This window comes from Pelosinus fermentans JBW45, from assembly GCF_000271665.2.
GTDB lineage: Bacteria > Bacillota > Negativicutes > DSM-13327 > DSM-13327 > Pelosinus > Pelosinus baikalensis.
In genome coordinates this window covers 4,528,805-4,550,714 of sequence record NZ_CP010978.1, presented here as the reverse complement: position 1 = coordinate 4,550,714, position 21,910 = coordinate 4,528,805, and the positions used below count along the sequence as shown (strand labels likewise).

Sequence of the window (21,910 nt, the reverse complement as noted above, 5' to 3'; positions counted from 1 at the left end):
GTCAGGAATGAAATGCAGGGATTTCATTCCTGATAATTGTCTTGTAAAATATTGATTTCAATATATGGATAGAAAAGGGTAGGATGAAATGAGAGGTAAAATTACAATCCTTGTGCTCGTCCTAGCATTCCTGCTTGGAGGATGTGCGAGTCAAATGCCAGCGCCAACTGCTGGTCTTAGCGTAGCTGCACCAGAGGAAGGCATGAAGTGGGGACTCTCCCAACAATTACAACAAGAGGGAGCGGGAAATTCCTATCGAGTGATGGCAGCACAAGGTCAAGGGACGATGCTGGAACTGGCGGCAGGGAACCAGGGCAAGATTGAATACTTCGTGGAGGTAAAGGCCGATGCGGCAGCCTTTGCGAATATAAGACTAGAATTTTTGTCCACGCAAGGGGGCGGGCGGATTCGATTCGCAGCTTTTGACAATAAGGGGAATCTTCTCAGCGAAACTGGCTCTATTTTTACAGGACAGCTGCCTCCTGACACTGCTCACGAAAAGTGGCAAGATAGGCGATATTATAATAATTATCAAGGCGGCTGGATCGAGGAAACTCATTATTTCTCCAAAATGTTAGCTGATTTGCCACAGGCAGTTTCATCTGATGCAGTAACCTATCGTCTCAGCGTAGAAGTGAGTGAGGGACAGCATGCTCTTATTTCTCAGTTTACGACGGGCATAGATATCACGAAAGCTGTAGCACTGACTCCTAGTATGCTAAAATATACTGTCAAGCAGGGAGATTGGCTCACGATTGAAGCCGATGTGGAAAATCAAAGTCAAGAACTTTTGGAAAATGTGGCAGTGCGCCTTCAGGAACCTTATGGTTACGGTCTAGTTGCAGTAGATCAAGTCACAAAGACGATTGCACGTTTAGCCCCAGGGGAGAAACAACGCGTTAGCTGGCAGATTCAAGCGCAAAGACCTGATAGCGTAAACTTAAATCAGCCTTGGTCCATTGGCTTTCGTGTAAATGAAGTGCTGCTATCGTCAAAAATCGGAGTAAAGGTAGCGGATACAAGACCGGGAAAAATCTTTTATGTAATGACCGAAGATTTAGAACCCATTGATGGTGCTGGTTATGCTAAAGCCTGGGGGAATGCCAATGGATGGCTGGACTCACAGGAATTTTTGGGACAAATGGTTTTTAAAGCGGAAAAACTCAATGAAATAGCTGAAAAGCATGGGGCAAAGTGGACCCATTATATTGCTTGGCCGGCTGTTAAAGCTGCTCAATGGGCCGCAGGTCAGTCAACCTTGGGTGAGTGGTCTAAGGTAGTAGCAGCGATTAGAAACTCCGTCATCCAAGAATCTGGAAAAGGTCATGAATATGGAATTCATATGCATTCCGATTATGACCCGTATCTGCCTAGCAATGCGCTGTCCTATAATGCTGCAGTTGACGGATTTTGGGCCAATCATTTAAAACATGGTTGGGCTCATTCTATAGAACCTGAAGGCAATTTTAGTGACTATAACAGCCGAACTGGCATCTTATACCAGTATCAGGCAATCGTAGATCAATTGTCGGCCAATTCTTCCCAAGGGCAATTACTAACAGCTCGAGCAGGCTCTTTTGATTTTGGCAATGGCAGCGCACAAGAGGCGATGAGTACGAATGCGTATAAGAAAGTTGGCCTATTAGGATCCAGTGATGCTGATGGAAATGCAGGAGGTATCACCTCAGGTGAATACGGACGGGAAATTTATTTTGGGGCTGCTGATGATATTAATGCTCCTGCAAAGGATCTTCTAAAGTTAGGGGTAGTGGAGTTTCGCCCCACACCCAAAGAACCCATTGCATATGATAGTCAAAGCGCATCCATCATGAATGAAAAAACAGATCAAGGCATGAACTATTTTACTGCAGGCAGTTCCAATGTAAAGCCCGGGGTGCATGCCATTGTCGGTTTCACACATGCTATGTTTATTATGGGGCAGACAGATTGGCAAAGTCTTGAGGGAGGGCAATTTCAGGCTTTAGATGATCATTTAGCCTATATAAAAGAATCTTATGTCAATAAAGGATTATTAACCTTTGGAACTGCTAGTGAATTGGTTGCAGATTATTTGGATTATTACACACCTCAGTTATTGGCGGTATATGGTGCAAAACGATCCGATCGATTTGGTATTGCTGAGTATAACATCCGAATTTTAGGGCGGGATATTCCTGTTGATGCGAATCATATTCATGGCGTAAATATGAAATATCCGTTGTACTTACACGATAGTGCCTATCGAATCAGTATATTAAAAAACGGACAGACTATTTATAGTACTTGGGGGCTGCCTACTCCCTTTAATGATATATTATTTACAGTAGATGATAAAACCGCTGTATATACTGTAAAAATATATCATAATGAACTTGCTGCCAAGTTTATAACGCAAATTCGTTCTTTAAATGAAAAAATATTCAAAAAAAATTGACAAAAACTATTTTTTGCCATTATATAGGAGGATATTTTTAGATTTGTGCGAATAAACATATAACATAGAACATAAACGGATATAAAGTAAATAAGGAGAGGCTAAGAATGTCTAATATCAAACACACAGTATTGGTTATTGATGATCAGCCAGGCATTAGAAGATTACTGATGGAAGTTCTAAGCGAAGAAGGGTATGCAGTTCATACAGCAGCTAATGGCTATGAAGGCATACAAAAAGTGAAAGATCTCAAACCTGTCTTGATTTTGATGGACATGAAAATGCCAGGGATGGACGGAATTGAAACACTACGGGAGCTCAAACGATTAAATCAAGCAAATAAAGTGATTATGATGACTGCATATGGTGAATTAGAATTGGTTAATATCGCCAAGGAATTAGGAGCCTATGCATATATTACCAAACCTTTTGATATTATTGACTTATGTTCTATGATTGCTACTTTGATTTCTGGAAATAATAAAGAATGTGAATTGAAAATTGGTTAGTAGGATGCACCCAAAGAAAATTCTTTGGGTGTTTTTCTTAGAAAAATGACAGATTAGACTGTACTATAAAATGAATTTCGCTAGAGAATCATGGTTTTTAGTATTCTTTGCGTTAGAGGGTTTTTTGAATAGAGGCAGGATTTTTTTATTGTTTGGCGAAATGAATAATCGAAAGGGGGATGTATATGATTATCAACACGGTTGCAACACTGGCTTTATATTGCCCGCGTTGTGGGAAATTGCACATGCATGATATTTCAAGGTTCGACCTAAAGAATACGGCTGGCAAAAAGCTGCTTTGCAGTTGTGGTCAAATACAAGCCTCTATTACAAGTGTTGGCGAACGTCAGTGTTTATTGGATATTCCCTGCGTCTTATGCCAGCGAAATCATGTAATTTGTCTTGAACATAATCGTTTTTGGCATGTGGCTATGGATAAAATATATTGTGTGCAGGAAAATTTTGAATTGGGATTCATCGGGAAGCGGCAAGTCATTTCCGAAACCATTGACAAATATAAAATAGAATTTGAAAAAATGTCCTTGGGCATGGATATCGATGAATATGATGATTATATTCAAAATCCTCAGGTAATGTTTGAAACATTAAATAAAATACACGACATTGCAGAAAAGGGAAAAGTATATTGTCGCTGCGGCAGTAATGCAATTGGTGCTGAAGTATTGCCGGAAGGTATTGAATTAGAATGTGGGCAATGTGGTGGTTATCTTATGATTCCAGCGCAAAGTGAAAAAGATTTAGCGTATGTTGAAGGATTAGAATCCATTGAAATTATTCCTCCGCGGCGTTCACATCGGAAACATTAATAATTGGCATCGAATCACCAATCATTTACGCGTTGAAGCAGATATTTGGTTCCAATTAGCAATTCGTAAGACTTGGCATAAGCCGGGTCTTCTTTATTGCTTATTCATAGAACAATAGATTTTTATAGGAAAAGGAGATGCTACAAAATGGATCGTGAACTTGCATTGGAATTTGTTCGTGTTACAGAAGCGGCTGCTATTGCTTCAGGACGCTGGATGGGAAAAGGTGAAAAGAATTTAGCAGATCAGGCAGCTGTTGATGCAATGAGAACTGCTTTTGATAGTGTTAATATCAATGGTAAGGTTGTTATCGGTGAAGGCGAAATGGATGAAGCTCCTATGCTCTATATTGGGGAAGCAGTAGGTGGCGGCGGTCTGGATGTAGATATTGCAGTGGATCCTCTTGAAGGGACGAATCTTATCGCAAAAGGTTTACCTGGTGCCATTGCTGTTTTGGCAATTGCCTCCCGCGGTGGTTTACTACATGCGCCGGACATGTACATGGACAAAATCGTTGTTGGTCCAAAGGCGGCAGGTAAAGTCAATATTAATGCTTCGGTTACGGAAAATCTTAAGGCCGTAGCCACTGCTTTGGAACGTCAGGTAGAAGATTTAACTGTAGTCATTTTAGATCGGGATCGTCATGAAGGCATTATTGCCGAAGCGCGTAAGGCTGGCGCACGAATCAAGCTGATTACAGATGGTGATGTATCTCCTGCTATTAATGTATGCATTGAAGGTACAGGCGTTCATATGATGATTGGTATAGGCGGTGCACCAGAAGGCGTAATTGCCGCAGCGGCAGTCAAGTGTCTTGGCGGCGATATGCAAGGTATCTTGCGTCCGGAAAATGAACAAGAGATTGCTCGGGCTAAATCAATGGGTATCACCGATATTCATAAAGTATTAACTATTGATGATTTGGTGAAAGGCGACGATGCATTCTTTGCTGCAACAGCCATTACCCAAGGTGATTTGTTGAATGGCGTACGTTATTTTGGCGGCGGTGCTCGTACTCACTCCATTGTAATGCGTTATAAAACAGGTACGGTACGTTTTGTAGATGCGATCCACAAATTTGAGCGTAAATCAATGGCGATTAAACGCACATAACGTAAGGCTCTAGCGGGAAGGCAAGTTTCCTAACTTCATAACAAAATCGACTTGCCTTAGGGCAAGTCGATTTTGTGTAATAGGAAAATAATGCATAAATACTTTCATTGCTGTTTATGATATATTATGTGAAGAGAATATAAGAAGATACAATATCATCAGGTTTTCATAAAAAGCGGAGGCGATGCTGTGAATTTGGCTTGGCTAAAACAACAACCTAAGTTCTTATATACAATGGCTGTCCTATTTGGAATTGGAGTATTGTTTTTTGGAGCAATGCATATTCCCAAAGGGGTACCGGAAGAAAAAGTAGAAGTGACTCAAAATCTAAGTTCTGAATCTGTACCTGAGCCTGCTCAAACCGTTCCGAAGAAGACGATGCACACCGTAAAAGATGGTGAGACATTAAGTACGATTGCTGAACAATACGGGATTGATGTTGATACGTTAGAAGGCGCAAATCCAGATCTGAATGTTGATATTCATCCAGGAGACCAATTGGTAATTTTGCCTCAAAAGGGTGCATTGCATACTGCTGGTACAGGGGATACGTTATGGTGGATCGCTAATGCCTACCATGTTGAGGTCGCTGCGATATTGCAGGCGAATGGCAAAGAGAATGAAGACCTATCCATTGGTGAGAGTTTGTTTATCCCAGGTGGAAAGAAACCGAAGGAAACAGAACGATTATTGGCGCGAGCTGAAACCACAGTGTCTCGTAGCAGCGGCAAGCGCTTTAGCTGGCCGACGGAGGGAGAGCTGACCTCTGGATTTGGACATCGCTGGGGAAGAAATCACGATGGAATTGACCTGGCTAATGATATCGGTACTCCCGTGCGAGCAGCTCGTTCCGGGCGGGTAAGCTATTCTGGCTGGTCTAGTGGGTATGGTCGTGTTGTCATGATTGAGCATGAGCAGGGTTATACCACTGTTTACGGTCATTTAAATGAATCTTATGTATCAGGAGGACAATATGTTAAAGTTGGACAAAGTATAGCCGCTATGGGGAATACAGGATATTCTACGGGACCTCACCTGCACTTTGAAGTGCGAAAAAATGGTACACCGATCAATCCATATAATGTGCTGCCATAATAGAGGCCAATATCTGCTAAAGGTTAAATATTGGATTGCAAATAGCTAGGGGCATAAAACGCTCTTAGCTATTTTATTATTCTTGATCATGGCAAACAGAGCAAATAGAACGATTTTACCGCAGAGAAGCAGAGGACGCTGAGGGAGATTTTTAACCCTATTTATCTTTTTTCTGTGTTCTCTGCGTCTCTGCGGTAAAATTATTTTTCCCCCACGCATTTTTTATGCCCTTTTTAGGATGGCTTTTCTTGATAATGACAAATTAAATGAAAGAGTACGTTTGGAAGAGATAAATGAAGAAAAATGCTTTTAAATTTCACAAAAGCATTAATTTAACGCTTTTAAATTTTACCGAACTAAAGTATAATATAAAACATAGGTTAATTATATGGAGTGGGGGATTTATACATGAAGAAAATAGTTGCGTTGGTATTATTACTTATGATGGCAGGTATGGCTTTAACAGGATGCGGCAGCGCTGATACCAAGGGGGCAGCAAAGAAGAAAATTGTAATAGGCTTGGATGATAGTTTTCCTCCTATGGGTTTTCGAGATGAAAAAAATAACATCGTTGGTTTTGATATAGATATGGCTAAAGAAGCAGCTAAGAAACTCGACATGGAAGTGGAATTTAAGCCAATTGACTGGAGTAGTAAAGAAGCAGAATTAAGCGCTAAACGGATTGACGCCTTGTGGAATGGTATGAATATCACTGAAGAACGGAAAAAAAATGTATTATTTAGTGATCCCTATATGGAAAGTAAACAATTGATTTTTGTACTTGCAGGTTCTCCTATTAAAAGTGCAGCTGATTTAAGCGGAAAAGTGGTAGGCGTACAGCAAGCCAGTATCGGAGAAGAAGAAGTTTTAAAAGATGTTCAATTGAAAAACTCTTTAAAAGATTTCAAAGTATATCCAGACTTTATTGCTGCATTTATGGATCTTAACACAGGTAGAGTTGATGCAGTTGTTACAGATGAAATACTTGGCAGATATTATATGTCCAAGGAAAAAGATAAATACGTAGCCATTGAAAAGCCTATCGGTGAAGTCGGTACGTATGGTATCGGATTTAGAAAAGAAGATACAGATCTCCGGGATAAAATGCAGAAAGCATTAAATGAAATGAAAAAAGATGGAACTTCTGCTAAAATATCACAGAAATGGTTTGGGTCAGACATCGTTAAGTAACAATAGAAGGCTAATGGTTGATGCCATTAGCCTTCTATCTTTTCTCTGCGCCTCTGCGGTGTATGTTTTAAAGGATGCCTAGGATTTTTCTTACGCCAATCACCCATGGAGATATGATATAATAAAAGCTGTATTTTTAAAAGTCAAGAAAGAGGAGAAGATGAATGGAAAAAATAATAACCATGATGGGGCCTATGCTGGATGGAGTCAATGTGACACTACAAATGTTCTTTATTACCTTAGTGCTTTCATTGCCTTTAGGCTTGCTTTTGTCATTGGCTCGTATATCGAAATACAAACCTATTAGCTTTTTAGTAGAGACATACATATGGTTGATGCGGGGGACACCCCTCATGCTCCAGCTCTTATTTGTATATTATGCGCTACCTTTAGTGCCTTATATCGGTATTAAATTACCGGACTTTTCAGCAGCTATTCTGGCATTTGTACTCAATTATGCAGCTTATTTTGCAGAAATTTTTCGTGGGGGAATACAATCTATTGAACGGGGGCAATATGAAGCAAGTAAAGTACTAGGTATGACATATGTCCAGACGATGAGGCGAATCATACTTCCCCAGGTCTTAAAACGGGTAGTACCGCCCATTAGTAATGAAACCATTACACTTGTGAAAGACACATCTCTCATCTATGTTCTTGCCATGAATGATTTACTTAGAACTGCTAGAACCATCGTACAGCGAGAGTTTGATATGACCCCTTTTGTTATTGCGGCTGTATTTTATTTGGCAATGACCTTGGTATTAACATGGGTATTTAATAAATTGGAAGAGCGCTATGCAGCATACGATGAGTAGGAGTGAGTTTTTATGAATATGTTACGTTTGAAAAATATCCACAAAAAATTTAATCATCTTGAAGTCTTAAAAGGCATTAGCCTTGAAGTCGCACAAGGAGAAGTTGTAGCTATTATTGGACCTTCCGGATCTGGTAAAAGTACTCTTCTTAGGTGTTTAAACCGATTGGAAATCATTGACCAGGGAACAATTGAAATTGAGGGTGAAATTCTTGCCACGGAAGATACAGAGGGAAAATGCCAGTACGTTTCAGAGCAAAAGGCTCGGGAAATTTGTTTTAAAATGGGTATGGTATTTCAGCAGTTTAATTTATTTCCTCACATGACAGTGATCGATAATATTATCGAAGCGCCGATGTTGGTGAAAGGAATCAAAAAAGAGCTTATTATTCCTGAAGCGGAAGAACTGCTTAAAAAGGTAGGACTATTTGAGAAAAAGAATAGCTATCCATCAAGATTGTCAGGCGGTCAAAAACAGCGGGTTGCGATTGCAAGAGCCTTAGCGATGAAGCCTGATATCATGCTGTTCGATGAGCCCACATCTGCCCTGGATCCAGAGTTGACGGGAGAAGTATTAAAAGCCATGCGTCAGCTTGCCTTAGAACATATGACAATGATCGTTGTAACCCATGAAATGGCCTTTGCCCGAGAAGTGGCTCAACGTGTTATTTTTATGGATAACGGCGATATTGTGGAAGAAGGCACACCGGAACAAATCTTTAACAATCCAGAGCATCCGCGCACACAAGCATTTTTAAAGAGTATGTTATAAAAATACTTAACCTATTTCCAGACTTTCATCTTTGATATTGGAGCCATTCGTACACAGTTGTAAAAGCAATATGCTGCCAATAACCAAAAGGCCGCCTAAACTTTGAAGGAGTGTAAGGGCTTCTCCTAGTATTAACACTGAGAGTAAGACTGTCAGGACTGGTTCAGCAGTGCTGATGATCGAAGCATTAGCTGCTCCGATTTTTGTAATGCCAGCAAAAAATCCCAAAATACCTAATATAGTCCCGAAAGTAGCTGTTCCTGCTAACGCCAGCCAACCGTGGAGGGGAAGAGTTGTCAGTATAAGCTGACCTGTCGTAATGCTGTAAGCAGCAAAGGCAAGGCCTGCAGCGGAAGATACATAGGTGGTGGCAACTAATGCATGAACATCTTTTAGCACTCGATTACCAATGAGAATATAACAAGAATATACAATGGCACTGCTTAAGCCCAGCAGGATGCCTACTTGGCTAAGACCAGTAAATGAGACGCCTAAAATAAAAAAAAGACCTAGTAAACAAATTGCAAGAGAGGCACCTTTTTGCCAGCTAAATTCTTCATCGCCAATCAGGAAAGAAAGAACGCTCACGATCGTAGGATAGGTAAAGAGCAGCATTTCAGATAAGGAAGCAGGCAGGTATTGCAAGGAAGCTGCAAATGCTAAAGACATGGTGCCGTAGCCCAGTGCTCCCATTAGACAGAGTTTGATTGCAGTTTTGGTTGGAATACGAGGCGAAATCTTTAAATAACGTAATAACAGCCATAGGCATAAGGATGCCAATACAAAACGCATGGTCAGTATAGTAAGGGTATTAGCACCTGCGCCATATGCAAGCTTAATAAAAATTGCTAAAGTGCTAAAGCCCGCAGCTGATAATAAGACTAATAAAGCACCTAAATGTTGTTGACTCAGTGGAATCATCTCCTTTGTTCTGTAGTATATTCCTGCTTATAAAAGTAATTTCCTGCGAGTTTGATAAAAGACTTGATATAGAAATTTTTATTTTGTTACATCCTATTCCGCCTTATTCAAAAATTGAGTATTTTAAAATTTGTTATTGAAGATAAATGCTAACATGATGATCTTATAAAAATGGTAATACTTATAGTTGGTAGATTGATTGATTGTATGATATAATAAGTACATAATGATACACAGGAGAGTTATGTGTGTTGAAGCGTACACGCATAGTTTTCGAGTCATTATCATGCAATGTTGAAATCGGGGGCGTAATGGTTTCGACAGGGGTTGTTGTGGCATGGGTAGCGAGCCGGGGTTCCATCAGCCCGCAATACGGTGGAAAAACAATAATTGAAAACAACGAATACGCTTTAGCAGCTTAATGCTAACGTTCTACCGTCTCCCCTCCTGCGGAGAAGGATAGGACGTCACGATGCAGGATACCTGAGGTCTAATTCTCCGCGGACCGACTGGGAAATTTTAAAGAGATAGCACCAGCGAAGCTCGTCTGTAAGCGTCAATGGAGCGAATGTTAAAGTACAGAATGCGCTCGGAGAAGCCCATGTAGTAATGCCTTTGGACAGGAGTTCGATTCTCCTCGCCTCCACCAATTGAATATCCCCTCCACCTAATGTATAATAGATTTTATCTCTATTATACATTAGGTGGAGGTTTTGTTTTATGAAAGTAACTTGTCGCCAACGTGTCAAGGGGACAGGTCAAGGGGACAGGTACATTGACACTGAAATAATAAGATGGTAAACTTTGTATATTAGGGGGTGAGCAGTATGCCAAGATATGCTCGAATAAAAAGCCAAACGCAGGTTTACCATATAATGTTAAGAGGTAATAATCGAGAAAAGATATTCGTAGATGAAGAAGACAAAGCAAGAATGATTGATACTTTGGGAGATAAAAAGAAAGCCGAAGAGTATTTTCTCTATGCTTACTGTGTAATGGATAACCACATCCACCTAATCATAAAAGAAGGTAAAGATCCAATAGCAAGTATCGTAAAAAGGATTGCTACAAGTTATTCCTATTATTTCAATAAAAAATATAAACGCATCGGTCATGTATTTCAGGAAAGATTTAAAAGTGAAAATATTGAGGATGATAGCTATCTGCTTGCAGCCATAAGATATGTACATCAGAATCCTGTAAAACCTGGTATTGGAACAGTTGATGGATATAAGTGGAGTAGCTATAGGGATTATATAGGCATAGCAAGAAACCTGACGGATACAAGGGAAGTATTGGGTATTCTTTCGAACTTTAATGAAAAAGCCTTAATGGAGTTTGTAAGGTTCAATCATGAGGTAAGTGAGGGAACTTTTCTGGATGTCCGTGAAGAGAAAGAAATAGATCAGTTAAATGTGAATGAATATATAAATAGGTATTTGGCTGAAAAAGGAATAGGAATCAATGATTTGAGAAATGTAGGCAATAAATCGCTAAGAGAGGAACTGGTAAAACTTCTGATGGAAAAATCCAACTTGTCTCTAAGAGGCATTGCGGAGACATTGGAACTAAACCGTGAAATGGTAAGAAAGGCGCAAGTGTCAAAGGACCTGTCCCCTTGACATCCTATAGCAAGTCCGTGCAAAGTGATTCGTTTTTTGCAGAATGAGGAGGATTGAAGATGATCAAAAGTGTAATTTTTGATTTGGACGGCACAATTGGAAATACGCTTCCCCTATGTATACTAGCATTTAAGAAAGCTATAGAGCCTCTCGCAAGCAGGACCTTAAGTGACCAAGAGATTATTGACACATTTGGGCCCTCTGAAGAAGGAACGATCCGCGCCCTAATTCCGAGTCATTACGAAAAGGGGATTGAAGACTATATACATCATTATCATAATTTGCATGACATGTGTGGAGCCCCGTTTAAAGGAATGTTTGAAATCCTCGAGCTCCTAAAGAATCGAAATATACGTTTAGCCATGGTTACAGGTAAGGGGAAGAGGAGTACAGAAATTACGCTTGAAAAGTATGGAATAAAACCCTATTTTGAGGTTATTGAAACGGGTTCTTCACTCGGACCTAGCAAAGTTCTGGGGATAAGACGTGTGTTAAATCATTTTCAAATGGCTCCAGAGGAAAGTATATATGTGGGGGATGCACCCAGCGATGTTATAGCTGCTAAGGAATTAATATCCCTATAGTGGCTGCGGCCTGGGCTGAAACGGCCGACCAAAAACAATTGAGCATATTGCAGCCAAATCAATTGTTTACTAGCCTAGAGCAATTTAAGCAGTACGTCGAGAAAGTTTGTTAAATTAATATGGCAACTCAATTGGCTTAGATAATAAATACGCTAAACCAGAGGATTCAAGGATTAGCGTACATTTTATCTTCATTTGAACGGAATGTGTTGCCAATAACCCCGTCCCCTCGACACTGCCAAAACCGTACCGGAAGAGAAGCAAGCTCTTCCGGTATTTTTACGTCCCACACCCTAAAAAAATTGTAATCATGTTCAGTTTTTCGTTGAGTGGTGATCTCCCACCATTCGCAATAAAAATGATATAGATCCTTTGTCAGCTTGCCAATAACCGCTCTTTTCATCAAGCGTCAGTATCATTTCAAAAGGCTCTACGTCTGCGTCTTTAACCAGCGTAATTTTATCCATGTTTTGTTCAAAGGTCTGCACGAACAAGCTTGCTATGTTCTCCTTGCTGCCAAGCTTATTGGGATCTTCGTTCTCAAGCACCGGAAAAATTACTTCGTCCATAAATTTCGTGAGGTCTACGTCACGCACAGATACTTTAACCACCGCAATCGTCGGTTGAGTTGACATCGAATCAACTTTAATAACTTCCATTTTATTGGTTGATTTTTCCACTATCAGCATTAAACTATCGATATTCTTTGTATCTTTTATTTTCCATGCCTGCAGTATCTTTATTGCAGAATTTCTGAAAATCTTGTTGCGTTCTTCCTCCCATTGCGGTTGATCCTCTTTCTTTATTCCGATTTTTTCAGCTTCGCTAAAATCCTTTTTGAGTACGACATTGCAAAATATCATCGCCGCCTGCTCAGGCGTTGTTTTTGGCTGGGTATCACCACAACCGGCTATGACCGCCAAAATCATTACACTTGCCGCAATCCACACCATTTTTCTTACAATACTCAAGTTCCTCACTCCTTTGGTAATCTGCTTTTGCTTGCTAAAATTTTGTTATCATTTTTCCGGTGCTGTTTCTTCCCCAACCTCTCTCTTCTGCTTCACCAATCCCTTAATCATACGGCTCCCATGCCTGCGCCGATGATGCCCAAGAGTCTAGCCTCTCCGTCAGCTGTTTCTCATGTCATTGAGCAGAAATTCATGTTGGGTGTGCCGCCGTACCGGCAGGAACAGCAGCTAGAGCAACAAGGTATTGCCTTAAGCCGTCAGACGCTTTCTAACTGGCTGGTTGAGGTTTTTCGACGTTTGCTGCGTCCCGTGTAGGAGCGGTTGCATGAACATCTGCTGCAAAAGGATATTCTTCACGCAGATGAGACCACTTTGCAGGTTCTAAAAGAACCGGGAAGGCCTGCGGACGCTACATCCTATATGTGGCTTTAAGACGGGCCGGGAGGGGCCTGCCATTCTAATCCTCATCTTGTTTCCAAGGTGGGGATTATTTTACGCTCACGAAAATAAAACATATTCCTCTAAGGATAATCGGGTGTTTTGTCAGTTTTCTTAATCCAATTGATAAATTTTACTTTATAAATATCAAAATTATTGCGATATACTACGTAGTACTACATAGTATCAGAAAAGATAAATAATAACTTAATTTTGTGAAAAACCAAAACACAGCCTTCGTTATTGGGGTACCGTGTTTTTTGCTGCATATAAAAGCAGATTATCCATCCCTATTTACTTACCACTGTTAAAAATATTCGCCCAGCCTCAGAATTGACAGTTTTGTAGTGAAAAATAGCAGTAGTGTAAGAAAGACCTATCAGCAATGCGAAAGCTGATAGGTGTCTTTTGCGTGTCAAGGGGACAGGTACATTGACACTGAAATAATAAGATGGTAAACTTTGTATATTAGGGGGTGAGCAGTATGCCAAGATATGCTCGAATAAAAAGCCAAACGCAGGTTTACCATATAATGTTAAGAGGTAATAATCGAGAAAAGATATTCGTAGATGAAGAAGACAAAGCAAGAATGATTGATACTTTGGGAGATAAAAAGAAAGCCGAAGAGTATTTTCTCTATGCTTACTGTGTAATGGATAACCACATCCACCTAATCATAAAAGAAGGTAAAGATCCAATAGCAAGTATCGTAAAAAGGATTGCTACAAGTTATTCCTATTATTTCAATAAAAAATATAAACGCATCGGTCATGTATTTCAGGAAAGATTTAAAAGTGAAAATATTGAGGATGATAGCTATCTGCTTGCAGCCATAAGATATATACATCAGAATCCTGTAAAACCTGGTATTGGAACAGTTGATGGATATAAGTGGAGTAGCTATAGGGATTATATAGGCATAGGAAGAAACCTGACGGATACAAGGGAAGTATTGGGTATCCTTTCGAACTTTAATGAAAAAGCCTTAATGGAGTTTGTAAGGTTCAATCATGAGGTAAGTGAGGGAACTTTTCTGGATGTCCGTGAAGAGAAAGAAATAGATCAGTTAAATGTGAATGAATATATAAATAGGTATTTGGCTGAAAAAGGAATAGGAATCAATGATTTGAGAAATGTAGGCAATAAATCGCTAAGAGAGGAACTGATAAAACTTCTGATGGAAAAATCCAACTTGTCTCTAAGAGGCATTGCGGAGACATTGGAACTAAACCGTGAAATGGTAAGAAAGGCGCAAGTGTCAAAGGACCAGTCCCCTTGACATGTGTCCCATTGACATCTTAAATTACAGATATAGGGAGGGGTTATGTTCTTGAATTTAGATGTATGTCATAAGTGTAATAACAAGCTTGTAGGCAACTTTGGACGTATAGAGATTGTATACAAACATTGCCCCCGCTGCGGGATGGATAATCGCCCAAGCATGAGAACAGAAATACATGGCTTTATATATATATGGTCCTTGGAGCTTTTATATTTTACATGGGCCATACTAGCGACTGCTTTTATGGGAAGGACTTCGTTTTTCATCATATGCTTTATGGCGGTACTGGGATGTTTGCTTACACGATTGATGTATAAGCCTTGCTCGCGTTGTTTTACCATCACATGCAAAAGATCACACCAATTCTGTCATAACTGTGGTAAGAACTTTAAGTAAGGCTTAACCGTTTTGCTCAAAGCAATTATAGGTTTATAATACTGGCATTTTGGCATTTGCAATGATCATAACGCTGGCTATTGGGAGGTAGGTATGAAAATTGAGTTATATGACGTAGTTAGGTTAATTGATACATCGGGAACTGAAATTCTTAATCCTGGAGCTATTGGAACAATATTAGAACAGTAAACAAATCCGAAAACGGCATATGAGGTTGAATTCTGTGATTCAGAGGGTTTTACTATAGAGTTAATGGCGTTTGAGCAAAAGCAGTTTGTCTTTTTTGTTACCAAGGAGAATATTTACAAGCTATTATTCAAATACTTTCCGGAAGTCTATTCGGAATACGAAAAAGAATCCAGCTTTTATTGTGACGAGAATGGAATTATGGGACATATTATTTTTGGTGACTTAGTAAATAACAATGTTTTGGAGCTGTTCAGAACTGGACAAATTACACGCATTCAGGATTACTTTTACTTTTTTGAATCAATGGCTTATAGTGATTCTGAGTATGTTCAAGAAATATTAGTTACAACAGTTCTCTGGCGGTTAGGTAGCGAGAGTTCCTTGAGAGAGTATATGTTGAGGAAAACTGCAACTTATGCCGATACCTTAAATGCAGATATTGAAAGAAGTAGCCTCCATTATGTATAGTACTCAGTTAATTTTGTGTCGGTAGGATGCGATAGAAGTTGTACATACGATTCGATATGGTTCGCCTCCACCAAATAAATTCGGAAAAAAATTGAACCCGCGAATTTCGCGGGTTTTTTGCTATAAGTTTTTTTATTTAAAGGTATGTCAGTATTCTTTTCATATTTTTTTCAGAATCGTATTGTATGCTATTTCTTATACATATAAAGTACAAAAGCTTGACTATATAGTCCTGATGTATTTTATTTAAACGAAATATTTAAAAGGGAGGATTACTGCGATGTTATTTGCTGATTTATTTAAAATTCACCGTAACGATGACAGAACTCCGATACCGATTCTTCTGTTAATGGTGCTCTTATTTGCTTTATTCACATTTAAAATGTTTGATGGTTGAACGGCTCTAAACCATTATGGCTGATCGCTAAAGAATAAGCCAACTGCTTTTGATTCTAATTGATAATGCGATAAAATATACCCCTGTCGGCGGTAAGGTGGATGTTTCAAGACCTGTTTGCTATGTTTCTTTTTAGCACAAATCTTTTTAGTCTTAGACTTTAGTTAGCTGGTCTCTTGCTTCGGTCGCATTGATTTGTGATAAATGTCCAAAAGTGTTTTTTCATGGGTGACATAGGGCGGTTTTTCTTTCTGACGATGGATATTTCGCTGTAAATATCCTCAAGTAACGGAATCGCCGTCAGGGCATTATTTTCTTGCTGTAATACGCTTTGTGGCAAGAGCGATACGCCAAGCCCTCGGGAGATCATCTCGAGAATAATGCTATGGCTGCCAACCGTACAGGAAATGTGGTACATAATCTCCTGTTTGGTCAGCTCGTTCACACCGAGGTGATGCAAGCTGGATTTGCGGTCAAGTAAGATGATTTTCTCTTGTGCGAGATCTTTCAGTGCTATAGAGGAGCATTGAGCAAAGGGGTGATTCCGTGGACAAATACAAGCCATGCGCTCTTTGCGATAGGGCAGAATCTCGTATGGCGCAGTGCTTGTGAACAATTCGGTACGGACAAAGGCCAAATCCAGTATATCATTATCCAATAGTTTCAGGATGTCCTGCTGTGATTCTTCGTAGATATCAATGTTGGCCACTTCGCTGATGGCGGCTTGAAATTCAGCAATAAACGCAGAAATGCGATAAGTAGATTCAATGGGAATAAGGCCTAAGGCGATATGGCGGTCGCGGGCGGGATTACAGGCTTGCAGGGCAGTTACCACTTCACGGTGCGCCTGTAAGGTTTGCTTAGCAAAGGGCAATAAAATTTTTCCATGCTTGGTTAGTGTGACGCGCGAATGCTCTCTGGTAAAAAGGAGAGCGTCCAATTCATTTTCCAGGGCCTTTATTTGTTTGGAAAGAGAAGATTGCGAAATGTGATTATCGCTGGCGGCCTCGGAAAAGGTGCCCAAACGGACTATATCAACGAAATATGCGAGCTGTGAAAAATTCATAAGCACTCCTTTAGTAAAGAATATTTATTGCGCACATACATTCTTGCTGTGAGTATTCATTTTTGGAAAGACTCAATGCCAATTTTGCATTGCTTTGCTGGGTAATTCTATTTACGATAGTGAATAGACGAAAGTGACACAAGAAGGAGGCAGCATATGACTAAAGTATACAAAGATTTACGAGACTTTTTAGCAACGTTAGAAGAGGAAGGGCAATTGGTGCGGATAAAAGAAGAGGTTATGCCTGAACCGGATATTGGCGCTGCCGGTCGCGCCGCAGCCAATATAGAAAATAGTCCTGCTATTTTATTTGAAAAGGTAAATGGTTATAACTATTCGTTGGTAACCAATGTGCATGGCTCTTGGCGCAATCACGCGCTCATGCTGGGGTTGCCCAAGGATACTACGATCAAGGAGCAGTTTTTTGAACTCAATCGCAGATGGGATAAATTTCCCGTCCCTCCGAAAATTTTAGCGCGGGAAGAGGCTTTATGCAAGGAAAATGTCATAACCGAAAATATTAATTTGTTCGATATTCTGCCCTTGTATCGGATTAATGAGCAAGATGGCGGATTTTTCTTGTCGAAAGCGTCGGTCATTTCTGGCGATCCAGAGTTTCCAGAAGATCTGAATAAGCTGAATGTCGGGATATACCGGATACAGGTGAAAGATGTGGACAGATTGGCAATCCAGCCCATGCCTGTGCATGATATTGCTATTCAGTTAGCCAAAGCGGAAGAAAAGGACGAGCCGCTACCAGTAGCCATTGCGCTGGGGGTAAGTCCGCTTGTCACGTTTATGGCGTCGACGCCGGTTGCCTATGATCAAAATGAATATGAGTTTGTCGGTGCGCTGCAAGATGGCGTGCCTTGCGAAATAGTAAAAGCCGATACTTGTGACCATCTCTATGTGCCGGCGCATGCGGAAGTGATCATCGAAGGGTATATCATTCCCAGAAAGCGTTTTGTGGAAGGAGCTTTCGGTGAATTTCCCGGCTCATATTCTGGTTGCCGCAAACAATGTGAAATTCAAATCACTCGAATTACGCACCGTACAAAGCCTATTTTTGAAAATCTTTACATAGGAATGCCCTGGACAGAAACTGATTATCTGGTGGGGCTTAATACAAGTATACCCTTATATAAGCAGATTAAGGCGACTATGCCTGAGGTGGTGGCGGTCAATGCCATGTATACGCACGGTATTGGCGTAATTATTTCCACCAAGGTTCGTTATGGCGGGTACGGCAAGGGGGTTGCTTTTAGACTGCTCTCTACGCCGCACGGTATGCCGTATTCCAAAATTGTTATCATTGTGGATGAATACGTCGATCCGTTTAATCTCGAACAGGTGATGTGGGCGCTCACAACTAGGGTTAAACCTAGCAAGGATGTTGTAATCATACCGAATTGTTCAGGAATGGTGCTTGATCCGTCCTCCAATCCAGCCGGTATGCATGATAAGCTAATTATTGATGCGACAACCCCGGTCGCACCCGAACCCAATCCGCGATCTTGTGAGATGCTTGTACCTTCGCCGGCCACGCCCAAATGGGAAGAAATTCTTCGCCAGCTGCAGCATGCAGCACAAAAGAAATAGGAGGGAAAAAGTTTATGAAATGTCCTCGTTGCGATAGTGAAAAAGTACGTATTATGACAAAATCGCCGGTAGGCGATGCTTGGGAAATTTACGTCTGCGACCATTGCTGTTATTCATGGCGCTCAACGGAAAATATCCAGATTAGTGAAATATTTAAGCTGAATGATGAGAAAATTGCTAATATGGGCATAATTCCCCCTATACCGCCATTAAAAAAATAGCATACTGATAGGGGGGCAGCATTCTCGCTGAGTAAATAGTGTCTCGCTTGTAACGGCAAAGGTTTCAGAGATTCTGAGTCTTGTTTTTTAAGTTTTCAGTTGTCAAGGAGTCATCTGAAGCCAAATTAAAGTCTTATCATAATTACTAATTATGCCTGCAGTTCAGAAATGAAGAACTGCAGGCATTTGTTTGTATTGGCTATTATCGGTTTAAATTTAGGGATTTGCCATTGTGAAATAAAATTCTAGGATCCTTCTCCGTGGCGCTGGCCAGTGTGATTTTGATTTTTTACTTTCTTAGATCCTGAAAGTGGTTCAGGTATATTGTTGTCATCATTCTTTGTACGCTTAGGTGCATCTGGCGGATCTACAGGGTAAGCTTCGGGCTTAGTCATGTTATCTCCTCCGATTTATAGGTTTGGTATGAGTTTTTAGAGCTTGCTTGCGTCGATCGTTTTGGTCTCGCTGAGCCTATTGTGCTTGATGACTGTTGGTTGGGCAAAATTTAACTCTTTGGTAGATTCGCTAAGTGTGTTTAGGTCAGATGGGACGCTCATGGATTTGAGAACGTTGATTTTCTTTAGGCAGCGATCAATGCGATTGTGGATCGCTCGCACCATATTACATAGCTTATGGCGACTTACTTGCTTTTATCCGTGGAAGATTCGTGATTAATTTGTTGTATTTTTTTCCAAAGCAAGAATACTTTAACAAGGTCTGTGCGGAATTGCAGACGTTTTTGTTTACCAAAAAGCGAATTTTCACAAGGAATTAGTTTATATGAGAGAGAATTCCACACTTGTCTTACTAAATCAAGAATAGTTTATTCTTGGTAAATGATATTTCAAAATACAATTGCATACTATAAAAGGGATATTTTTATTGAAAGGGGATTCTTATGTGTGAAATTAAACCACAAGAAAAAGTGAAATTTTGGGTGATGCCGCATTTGAATAACCTTGAGCTACTTCGTGCAACATATATTACCCAATCCTTTACAAAACACACTCATGAAGGATTTGGGATTGGTGTTATTGAGCGTGGCGCCCTTGAATTCTCTTATCGAGGTGAAAAACTGCTTGCTCCTTCAGGGTATATCAATTTAGTTATTCCTGGCGAAGCTCACGACGGACATGCTGCATCAAATATAGGTTGGTCTTACCGAATGTTTTATCTCGAAACGAAGTTACTGGAACAAGCTGCTTCTGAAATCTCTAGTAAAGCAAAAGGTATCCCCTTCTTTCGTGATGGCATTATAAAAGATACCTGTTTGGCTGCCCTTATACGAAATCTCCACCTGTTACTGGAAGAACCAAGTATACCAAGACTTGAGCAAGAATCATATCTTTTAACAATGCTTACTATGTGTATTTTGCGTCATGCTAATGAACGTTTGGTAATGGGAAATGTAGGTAAACAGAAAAAAGAAGTGAATCGGGCAAGGGAATATATTGAGGATAATTATAAAGAAAATATTTCGATTGAGATATTATCTAGCGTTTGCGGTCTAAGTCCTTTTCATTTAATACGTGTTTTCGGAGATCAGATTGGAGTACCCCCCCATATATATCTTAAACAAGTCAGAATAAAGCGAGCTAAGGAGCTTCTAGCTAAGGGCGTTCCTCCTCTTTTTGTTGCCCACGAAATGGGATTTGTAGATCAAAGTCATTTTTCTAAACAATTCAAACAAATTACTGGAATTACGCCTCGTAAATATAGCAATTTTATACAAGGATTTTCTCCGCATAAGATTTAAAATGAAATCAGGAACTACAGTCTGATTAAAAATCTGAGCGTAGTTTTGCTTTCAAATTTATAATAAGGAGATGTCTAATAAAATTGTATGTGACGGAATTATGGAGAAAAACATATCCTGGAGCGAGTGCAGGATTAATGGTTCTTAGTAATGTGTGTAATATGGAGCAATGTGAGGAGCTGGAGAACTGTAAGCGTGAATTAGAAACGAAGCTTCGAGCAAAATTTCTAAATGACGGAGATTTATCTAGTTATAATTCAATTCAGGTCTATACCGAATACTACAAGCGATATTCTAAGACTTACCACGTGTTGCAACAATTGAAATCCCTTGTCTTTAAAGGAAAGTGTATTCCTCGTGGTGCAGGACTGGTTGAAGCCATGTTTATGGCAGAACTTGAAAATTGCCTATTAACCGCAGGACATGACTATGAGGCACTTAAATTTCCTCTAAAACTTGATGTAGCTAGAGGAAATGAAAAATATGTCCTATTGAATGGGCAAGAACAAATTGTGAAACCTGGTGATATGATGATTGTTGATACAGAAGGGATTATCTCAAGTATTATACACGGGCCTGACTTCCGTTCTCGCATTGTGCCTAGTACTCAAAAAGTTGTTTTTCTAGTCTATGCGCCTGCTGGTATTTCGAAAGACCTGGTAGTTGATCATTTGTCTGACATATATGCCTATGTCAAATTAGTATCCCCTGATGCCCAAATAGACCGACAAGAAGTATATAGTTAAATGGAAATTAATAAATTAAAAGAGAATCTGGATACGTACATAAGTTTGTCATTAGCAATGCTTATCGTGGGAAGCTCCATGCAATAGGCTTTATACTTATTACTGCAGCGATTATATTAATGAAAACATTCCCTCCACCTATTCGGGTGGAGGTTTTGATTTATGAAGCGACATATTCATAAAGACATTTGAAATGTATATATGAATTAATTATTTAAGATAACGAACATTTGTGCCATGGGAGTTGCATCAAACTAATTCCTATGATATCTTATATATATTTAGAATGGGAGTGTGGAATGATAATTGTCATCGTAGCTCCTATTTTCCTGACATGGAGGGAAAGCAATCTCACCAATTATGTATCGATGGTCCAAGCCATGGATAAAGAGGTTAAGAAGTGGGCATCGATTTCATCGAAGGTTTTTGCCCTCGTGCAAAGCGGGCTATATCCCTGGCGATAATAAAGTCAATATTTTAGAAGTAGGAAAGGTAG

The 21,910-nt window shown here is 39.9% G+C and carries 21 protein-coding genes, 1 other RNA gene and 1 pseudogene; 19 read left to right on the top strand and 4 right to left on the bottom strand.

Annotation, left to right across the window (positions count from 1 at the left end; genetic code table 11):
- The first annotated feature begins 88 nt into the window (after positions 1-88).
- The 8 genes from JBW_RS20275 to JBW_RS20240 all read left to right on the top strand — a co-directional run bounded on the left by JBW_RS20275 (position 89) and on the right by JBW_RS20240 (position 8,758).
- Positions 89-2,434 (top strand): hypothetical protein, encoded by a 2,346-nt coding sequence (locus JBW_RS20275; protein ID WP_007953965.1) that lies wholly within the window; start codon positions 89-91, stop codon positions 2,432-2,434.
- 107 nt (positions 2,435-2,541) lie between these two features.
- Positions 2,542-2,943, top strand: a complete 402-nt coding sequence (locus JBW_RS20270; RefSeq protein ID WP_007932511.1) for a response regulator — start codon at positions 2,542-2,544, stop codon at positions 2,941-2,943.
- Positions 2,944-3,128: 185 nt separating this feature from the next.
- Positions 3,129-3,770 (top strand): hypothetical protein, encoded by a 642-nt coding sequence (locus tag JBW_RS20265; protein ID WP_007953966.1) that lies wholly within the window; start codon positions 3,129-3,131, stop codon positions 3,768-3,770.
- Positions 3,771-3,917: 147 nt separating this feature from the next.
- Positions 3,918-4,883 (top strand): class II fructose-bisphosphatase, encoded by a 966-nt coding sequence (gene glpX, locus JBW_RS20260; RefSeq protein WP_007953968.1) that lies wholly within the window; start codon positions 3,918-3,920, stop codon positions 4,881-4,883.
- 189 nt (positions 4,884-5,072) lie between these two features.
- Positions 5,073-5,978 carry a peptidoglycan DD-metalloendopeptidase family protein gene (locus tag JBW_RS20255; RefSeq protein WP_007953969.1) on the top strand — a complete coding sequence of 302 codons (906 nt, stop codon included), beginning with the start codon at positions 5,073-5,075 and terminating at the stop codon, positions 5,976-5,978.
- Positions 5,979-6,386: 408 nt separating this feature from the next.
- Positions 6,387-7,169: an amino acid ABC transporter substrate-binding protein gene (locus JBW_RS20250; protein WP_007953970.1), complete on the top strand. Its 783-nt coding sequence runs from the start codon at positions 6,387-6,389 to the stop codon at positions 7,167-7,169.
- 164 nt (positions 7,170-7,333) lie between these two features.
- Positions 7,334-7,987, top strand: a complete 654-nt coding sequence (locus tag JBW_RS20245) for an amino acid ABC transporter permease (RefSeq protein WP_007953971.1) — start codon at positions 7,334-7,336, stop codon at positions 7,985-7,987.
- Positions 7,988-7,999: 12 nt separating this feature from the next.
- Positions 8,000-8,758 (top strand): amino acid ABC transporter ATP-binding protein, encoded by a 759-nt coding sequence (locus JBW_RS20240; protein WP_007953972.1) that lies wholly within the window; start codon positions 8,000-8,002, stop codon positions 8,756-8,758.
- Between the two features lie 6 nt (positions 8,759-8,764).
- On the opposite strand, the gene JBW_RS20235 is transcribed toward JBW_RS20240, so the two are convergent.
- Positions 8,765-9,679 carry a DMT family transporter gene (locus JBW_RS20235; RefSeq protein ID WP_007953973.1) on the bottom strand — a complete coding sequence of 305 codons (915 nt, stop codon included), beginning with the start codon at positions 9,677-9,679 and terminating at the stop codon, positions 8,765-8,767.
- 302 nt (positions 9,680-9,981) lie between these two features.
- Between JBW_RS20235 and ssrA the strand changes: the two genes are divergently transcribed.
- The 3 genes from ssrA (at position 9,982) to JBW_RS20225 (ending at position 11,885) form a co-directional block, all read left to right on the top strand.
- Positions 9,982-10,328, top strand: a transfer-messenger RNA (tmRNA) gene (gene ssrA / locus JBW_RS24245).
- A gap of 178 nt (positions 10,329-10,506) precedes the next feature.
- Complete coding sequence (locus JBW_RS20230; protein ID WP_045820638.1) at positions 10,507-11,301, top strand: transposase; 795 nt, start codon at positions 10,507-10,509, stop codon at positions 11,299-11,301.
- A gap of 59 nt (positions 11,302-11,360) precedes the next feature.
- A complete protein-coding gene (locus tag JBW_RS20225) occupies positions 11,361-11,885 on the top strand; it encodes an HAD family hydrolase (protein ID WP_007956668.1) in 525 nt (174 codons plus the stop codon).
- Between the two features lie 314 nt (positions 11,886-12,199).
- On the opposite strand, the gene JBW_RS20220 is transcribed toward JBW_RS20225, so the two are convergent.
- Positions 12,200-12,856 carry a hypothetical protein gene (locus tag JBW_RS20220; RefSeq protein ID WP_007956670.1) on the bottom strand — a complete coding sequence of 219 codons (657 nt, stop codon included), beginning with the start codon at positions 12,854-12,856 and terminating at the stop codon, positions 12,200-12,202.
- Between the two features lie 120 nt (positions 12,857-12,976).
- Here JBW_RS20220 and JBW_RS25865 point away from each other — a divergent pair.
- From JBW_RS25865 to JBW_RS20210, 3 genes and pseudogenes are all read left to right on the top strand, one after another.
- A pseudogene (locus JBW_RS25865) lies at positions 12,977-13,288 on the top strand (IS66 family transposase).
- Positions 13,289-13,778: 490 nt separating this feature from the next.
- On the top strand, positions 13,779-14,573 hold the full coding sequence (locus tag JBW_RS20215) for a transposase (protein ID WP_045820637.1): 795 nt from the start codon (positions 13,779-13,781) through the stop codon (positions 14,571-14,573).
- A 651-nt stretch (positions 14,574-15,224) separates the two neighbouring features.
- Positions 15,225-15,629, top strand: coding sequence for a DUF7674 family protein (locus JBW_RS20210; RefSeq protein ID WP_007953310.1), 405 nt, complete (start codon positions 15,225-15,227; stop codon positions 15,627-15,629).
- Between the two features lie 557 nt (positions 15,630-16,186).
- Here the strand turns inward: JBW_RS20210 and JBW_RS20205 are convergent.
- On the bottom strand, positions 16,187-17,092 hold the full coding sequence (locus JBW_RS20205; RefSeq protein WP_007953307.1) for a LysR family transcriptional regulator: 906 nt from the start codon (positions 17,090-17,092) through the stop codon (positions 16,187-16,189).
- 156 nt (positions 17,093-17,248) lie between these two features.
- Between JBW_RS20205 and JBW_RS20200 the strand changes: the two genes are divergently transcribed.
- Positions 17,249-18,691: a non-oxidative hydroxyarylic acid decarboxylases subunit C gene (locus tag JBW_RS20200; protein WP_007953305.1), complete on the top strand. Its 1,443-nt coding sequence runs from the start codon at positions 17,249-17,251 to the stop codon at positions 18,689-18,691.
- 14 nt (positions 18,692-18,705) lie between these two features.
- A complete protein-coding gene (locus tag JBW_RS20195) occupies positions 18,706-18,912 on the top strand; it encodes a non-oxidative hydroxyarylic acid decarboxylases subunit D (protein ID WP_007953302.1) in 207 nt (68 codons plus the stop codon).
- A 245-nt stretch (positions 18,913-19,157) separates the two neighbouring features.
- Here the strand turns inward: JBW_RS20195 and JBW_RS24230 are convergent, their stop codons facing one another.
- Positions 19,158-19,307: a small acid-soluble spore protein P gene (locus JBW_RS24230; RefSeq protein WP_007953299.1), complete on the bottom strand. Its 150-nt coding sequence runs from the start codon at positions 19,305-19,307 to the stop codon at positions 19,158-19,160.
- Positions 19,308-19,810: 503 nt separating this feature from the next.
- Here JBW_RS24230 and JBW_RS20190 point away from each other — a divergent pair.
- From JBW_RS20190 to JBW_RS25055, 3 genes are all read left to right on the top strand, one after another.
- Positions 19,811-20,668, top strand: coding sequence for an AraC family transcriptional regulator (locus tag JBW_RS20190; protein ID WP_007953298.1), 858 nt, complete (start codon positions 19,811-19,813; stop codon positions 20,666-20,668).
- An 89-nt stretch (positions 20,669-20,757) separates the two neighbouring features.
- Positions 20,758-21,414 (top strand): phenylalanine--tRNA ligase beta subunit-related protein, encoded by a 657-nt coding sequence (locus JBW_RS20185; RefSeq protein WP_235334071.1) that lies wholly within the window; start codon positions 20,758-20,760, stop codon positions 21,412-21,414.
- A 299-nt stretch (positions 21,415-21,713) separates the two neighbouring features.
- Positions 21,714-21,878 carry a hypothetical protein gene (locus JBW_RS25055; protein ID WP_007953296.1) on the top strand — a complete coding sequence of 55 codons (165 nt, stop codon included), beginning with the start codon at positions 21,714-21,716 and terminating at the stop codon, positions 21,876-21,878.
- Positions 21,879-21,910 lie beyond the last annotated feature (32 nt).

What these genes read in the sequence shown, in the direction of transcription:
- JBW_RS20275 (WP_007953965.1), top strand. Translation starts at nt 89, where the DNA reads ATGAGAGGTAAAATTACAATCCTTGTGCTCGTCCTAGCATTCCTGCTT.
- JBW_RS20270 (WP_007932511.1), top strand. Translation starts at nt 2,542, where the DNA reads ATGTCTAATATCAAACACACAGTATTGGTTATTGATGATCAGCCAGGC.
- JBW_RS20265 (WP_007953966.1), top strand. Translation starts at nt 3,129, where the DNA reads ATGATTATCAACACGGTTGCAACACTGGCTTTATATTGCCCGCGTTGT.
- glpX (WP_007953968.1), top strand. Translation starts at nt 3,918, where the DNA reads ATGGATCGTGAACTTGCATTGGAATTTGTTCGTGTTACAGAAGCGGCT.
- JBW_RS20250 (WP_007953970.1), top strand. Translation starts at nt 6,387, where the DNA reads ATGAAGAAAATAGTTGCGTTGGTATTATTACTTATGATGGCAGGTATG.
- JBW_RS20245 (WP_007953971.1), top strand. Translation starts at nt 7,334, where the DNA reads ATGGAAAAAATAATAACCATGATGGGGCCTATGCTGGATGGAGTCAAT.
- JBW_RS20240 (WP_007953972.1), top strand. Translation starts at nt 8,000, where the DNA reads ATGAATATGTTACGTTTGAAAAATATCCACAAAAAATTTAATCATCTT.
- JBW_RS20235 (WP_007953973.1), bottom strand. Translation starts at nt 9,679, where the DNA reads ATGATTCCACTGAGTCAACAACATTTAGGTGCTTTATTAGTCTTATTA.
- JBW_RS20230 (WP_045820638.1), top strand. Translation starts at nt 10,507, where the DNA reads ATGCCAAGATATGCTCGAATAAAAAGCCAAACGCAGGTTTACCATATA.
- JBW_RS20225 (WP_007956668.1), top strand. Translation starts at nt 11,361, where the DNA reads ATGATCAAAAGTGTAATTTTTGATTTGGACGGCACAATTGGAAATACG.
- JBW_RS20215 (WP_045820637.1), top strand. Translation starts at nt 13,779, where the DNA reads ATGCCAAGATATGCTCGAATAAAAAGCCAAACGCAGGTTTACCATATA.
- JBW_RS20210 (WP_007953310.1), top strand. Translation starts at nt 15,225, where the DNA reads ATGGCGTTTGAGCAAAAGCAGTTTGTCTTTTTTGTTACCAAGGAGAAT.
- JBW_RS20205 (WP_007953307.1), bottom strand. Translation starts at nt 17,092, where the DNA reads ATGAATTTTTCACAGCTCGCATATTTCGTTGATATAGTCCGTTTGGGC.
- JBW_RS20200 (WP_007953305.1), top strand. Translation starts at nt 17,249, where the DNA reads ATGACTAAAGTATACAAAGATTTACGAGACTTTTTAGCAACGTTAGAA.
- JBW_RS20195 (WP_007953302.1), top strand. Translation starts at nt 18,706, where the DNA reads ATGAAATGTCCTCGTTGCGATAGTGAAAAAGTACGTATTATGACAAAA.
- JBW_RS24230 (WP_007953299.1), bottom strand. Translation starts at nt 19,307, where the DNA reads ATGACTAAGCCCGAAGCTTACCCTGTAGATCCGCCAGATGCACCTAAG.
- JBW_RS20190 (WP_007953298.1), top strand. Translation starts at nt 19,811, where the DNA reads ATGTGTGAAATTAAACCACAAGAAAAAGTGAAATTTTGGGTGATGCCG.
- JBW_RS25055 (WP_007953296.1), top strand. Translation starts at nt 21,714, where the DNA reads ATGATAATTGTCATCGTAGCTCCTATTTTCCTGACATGGAGGGAAAGC.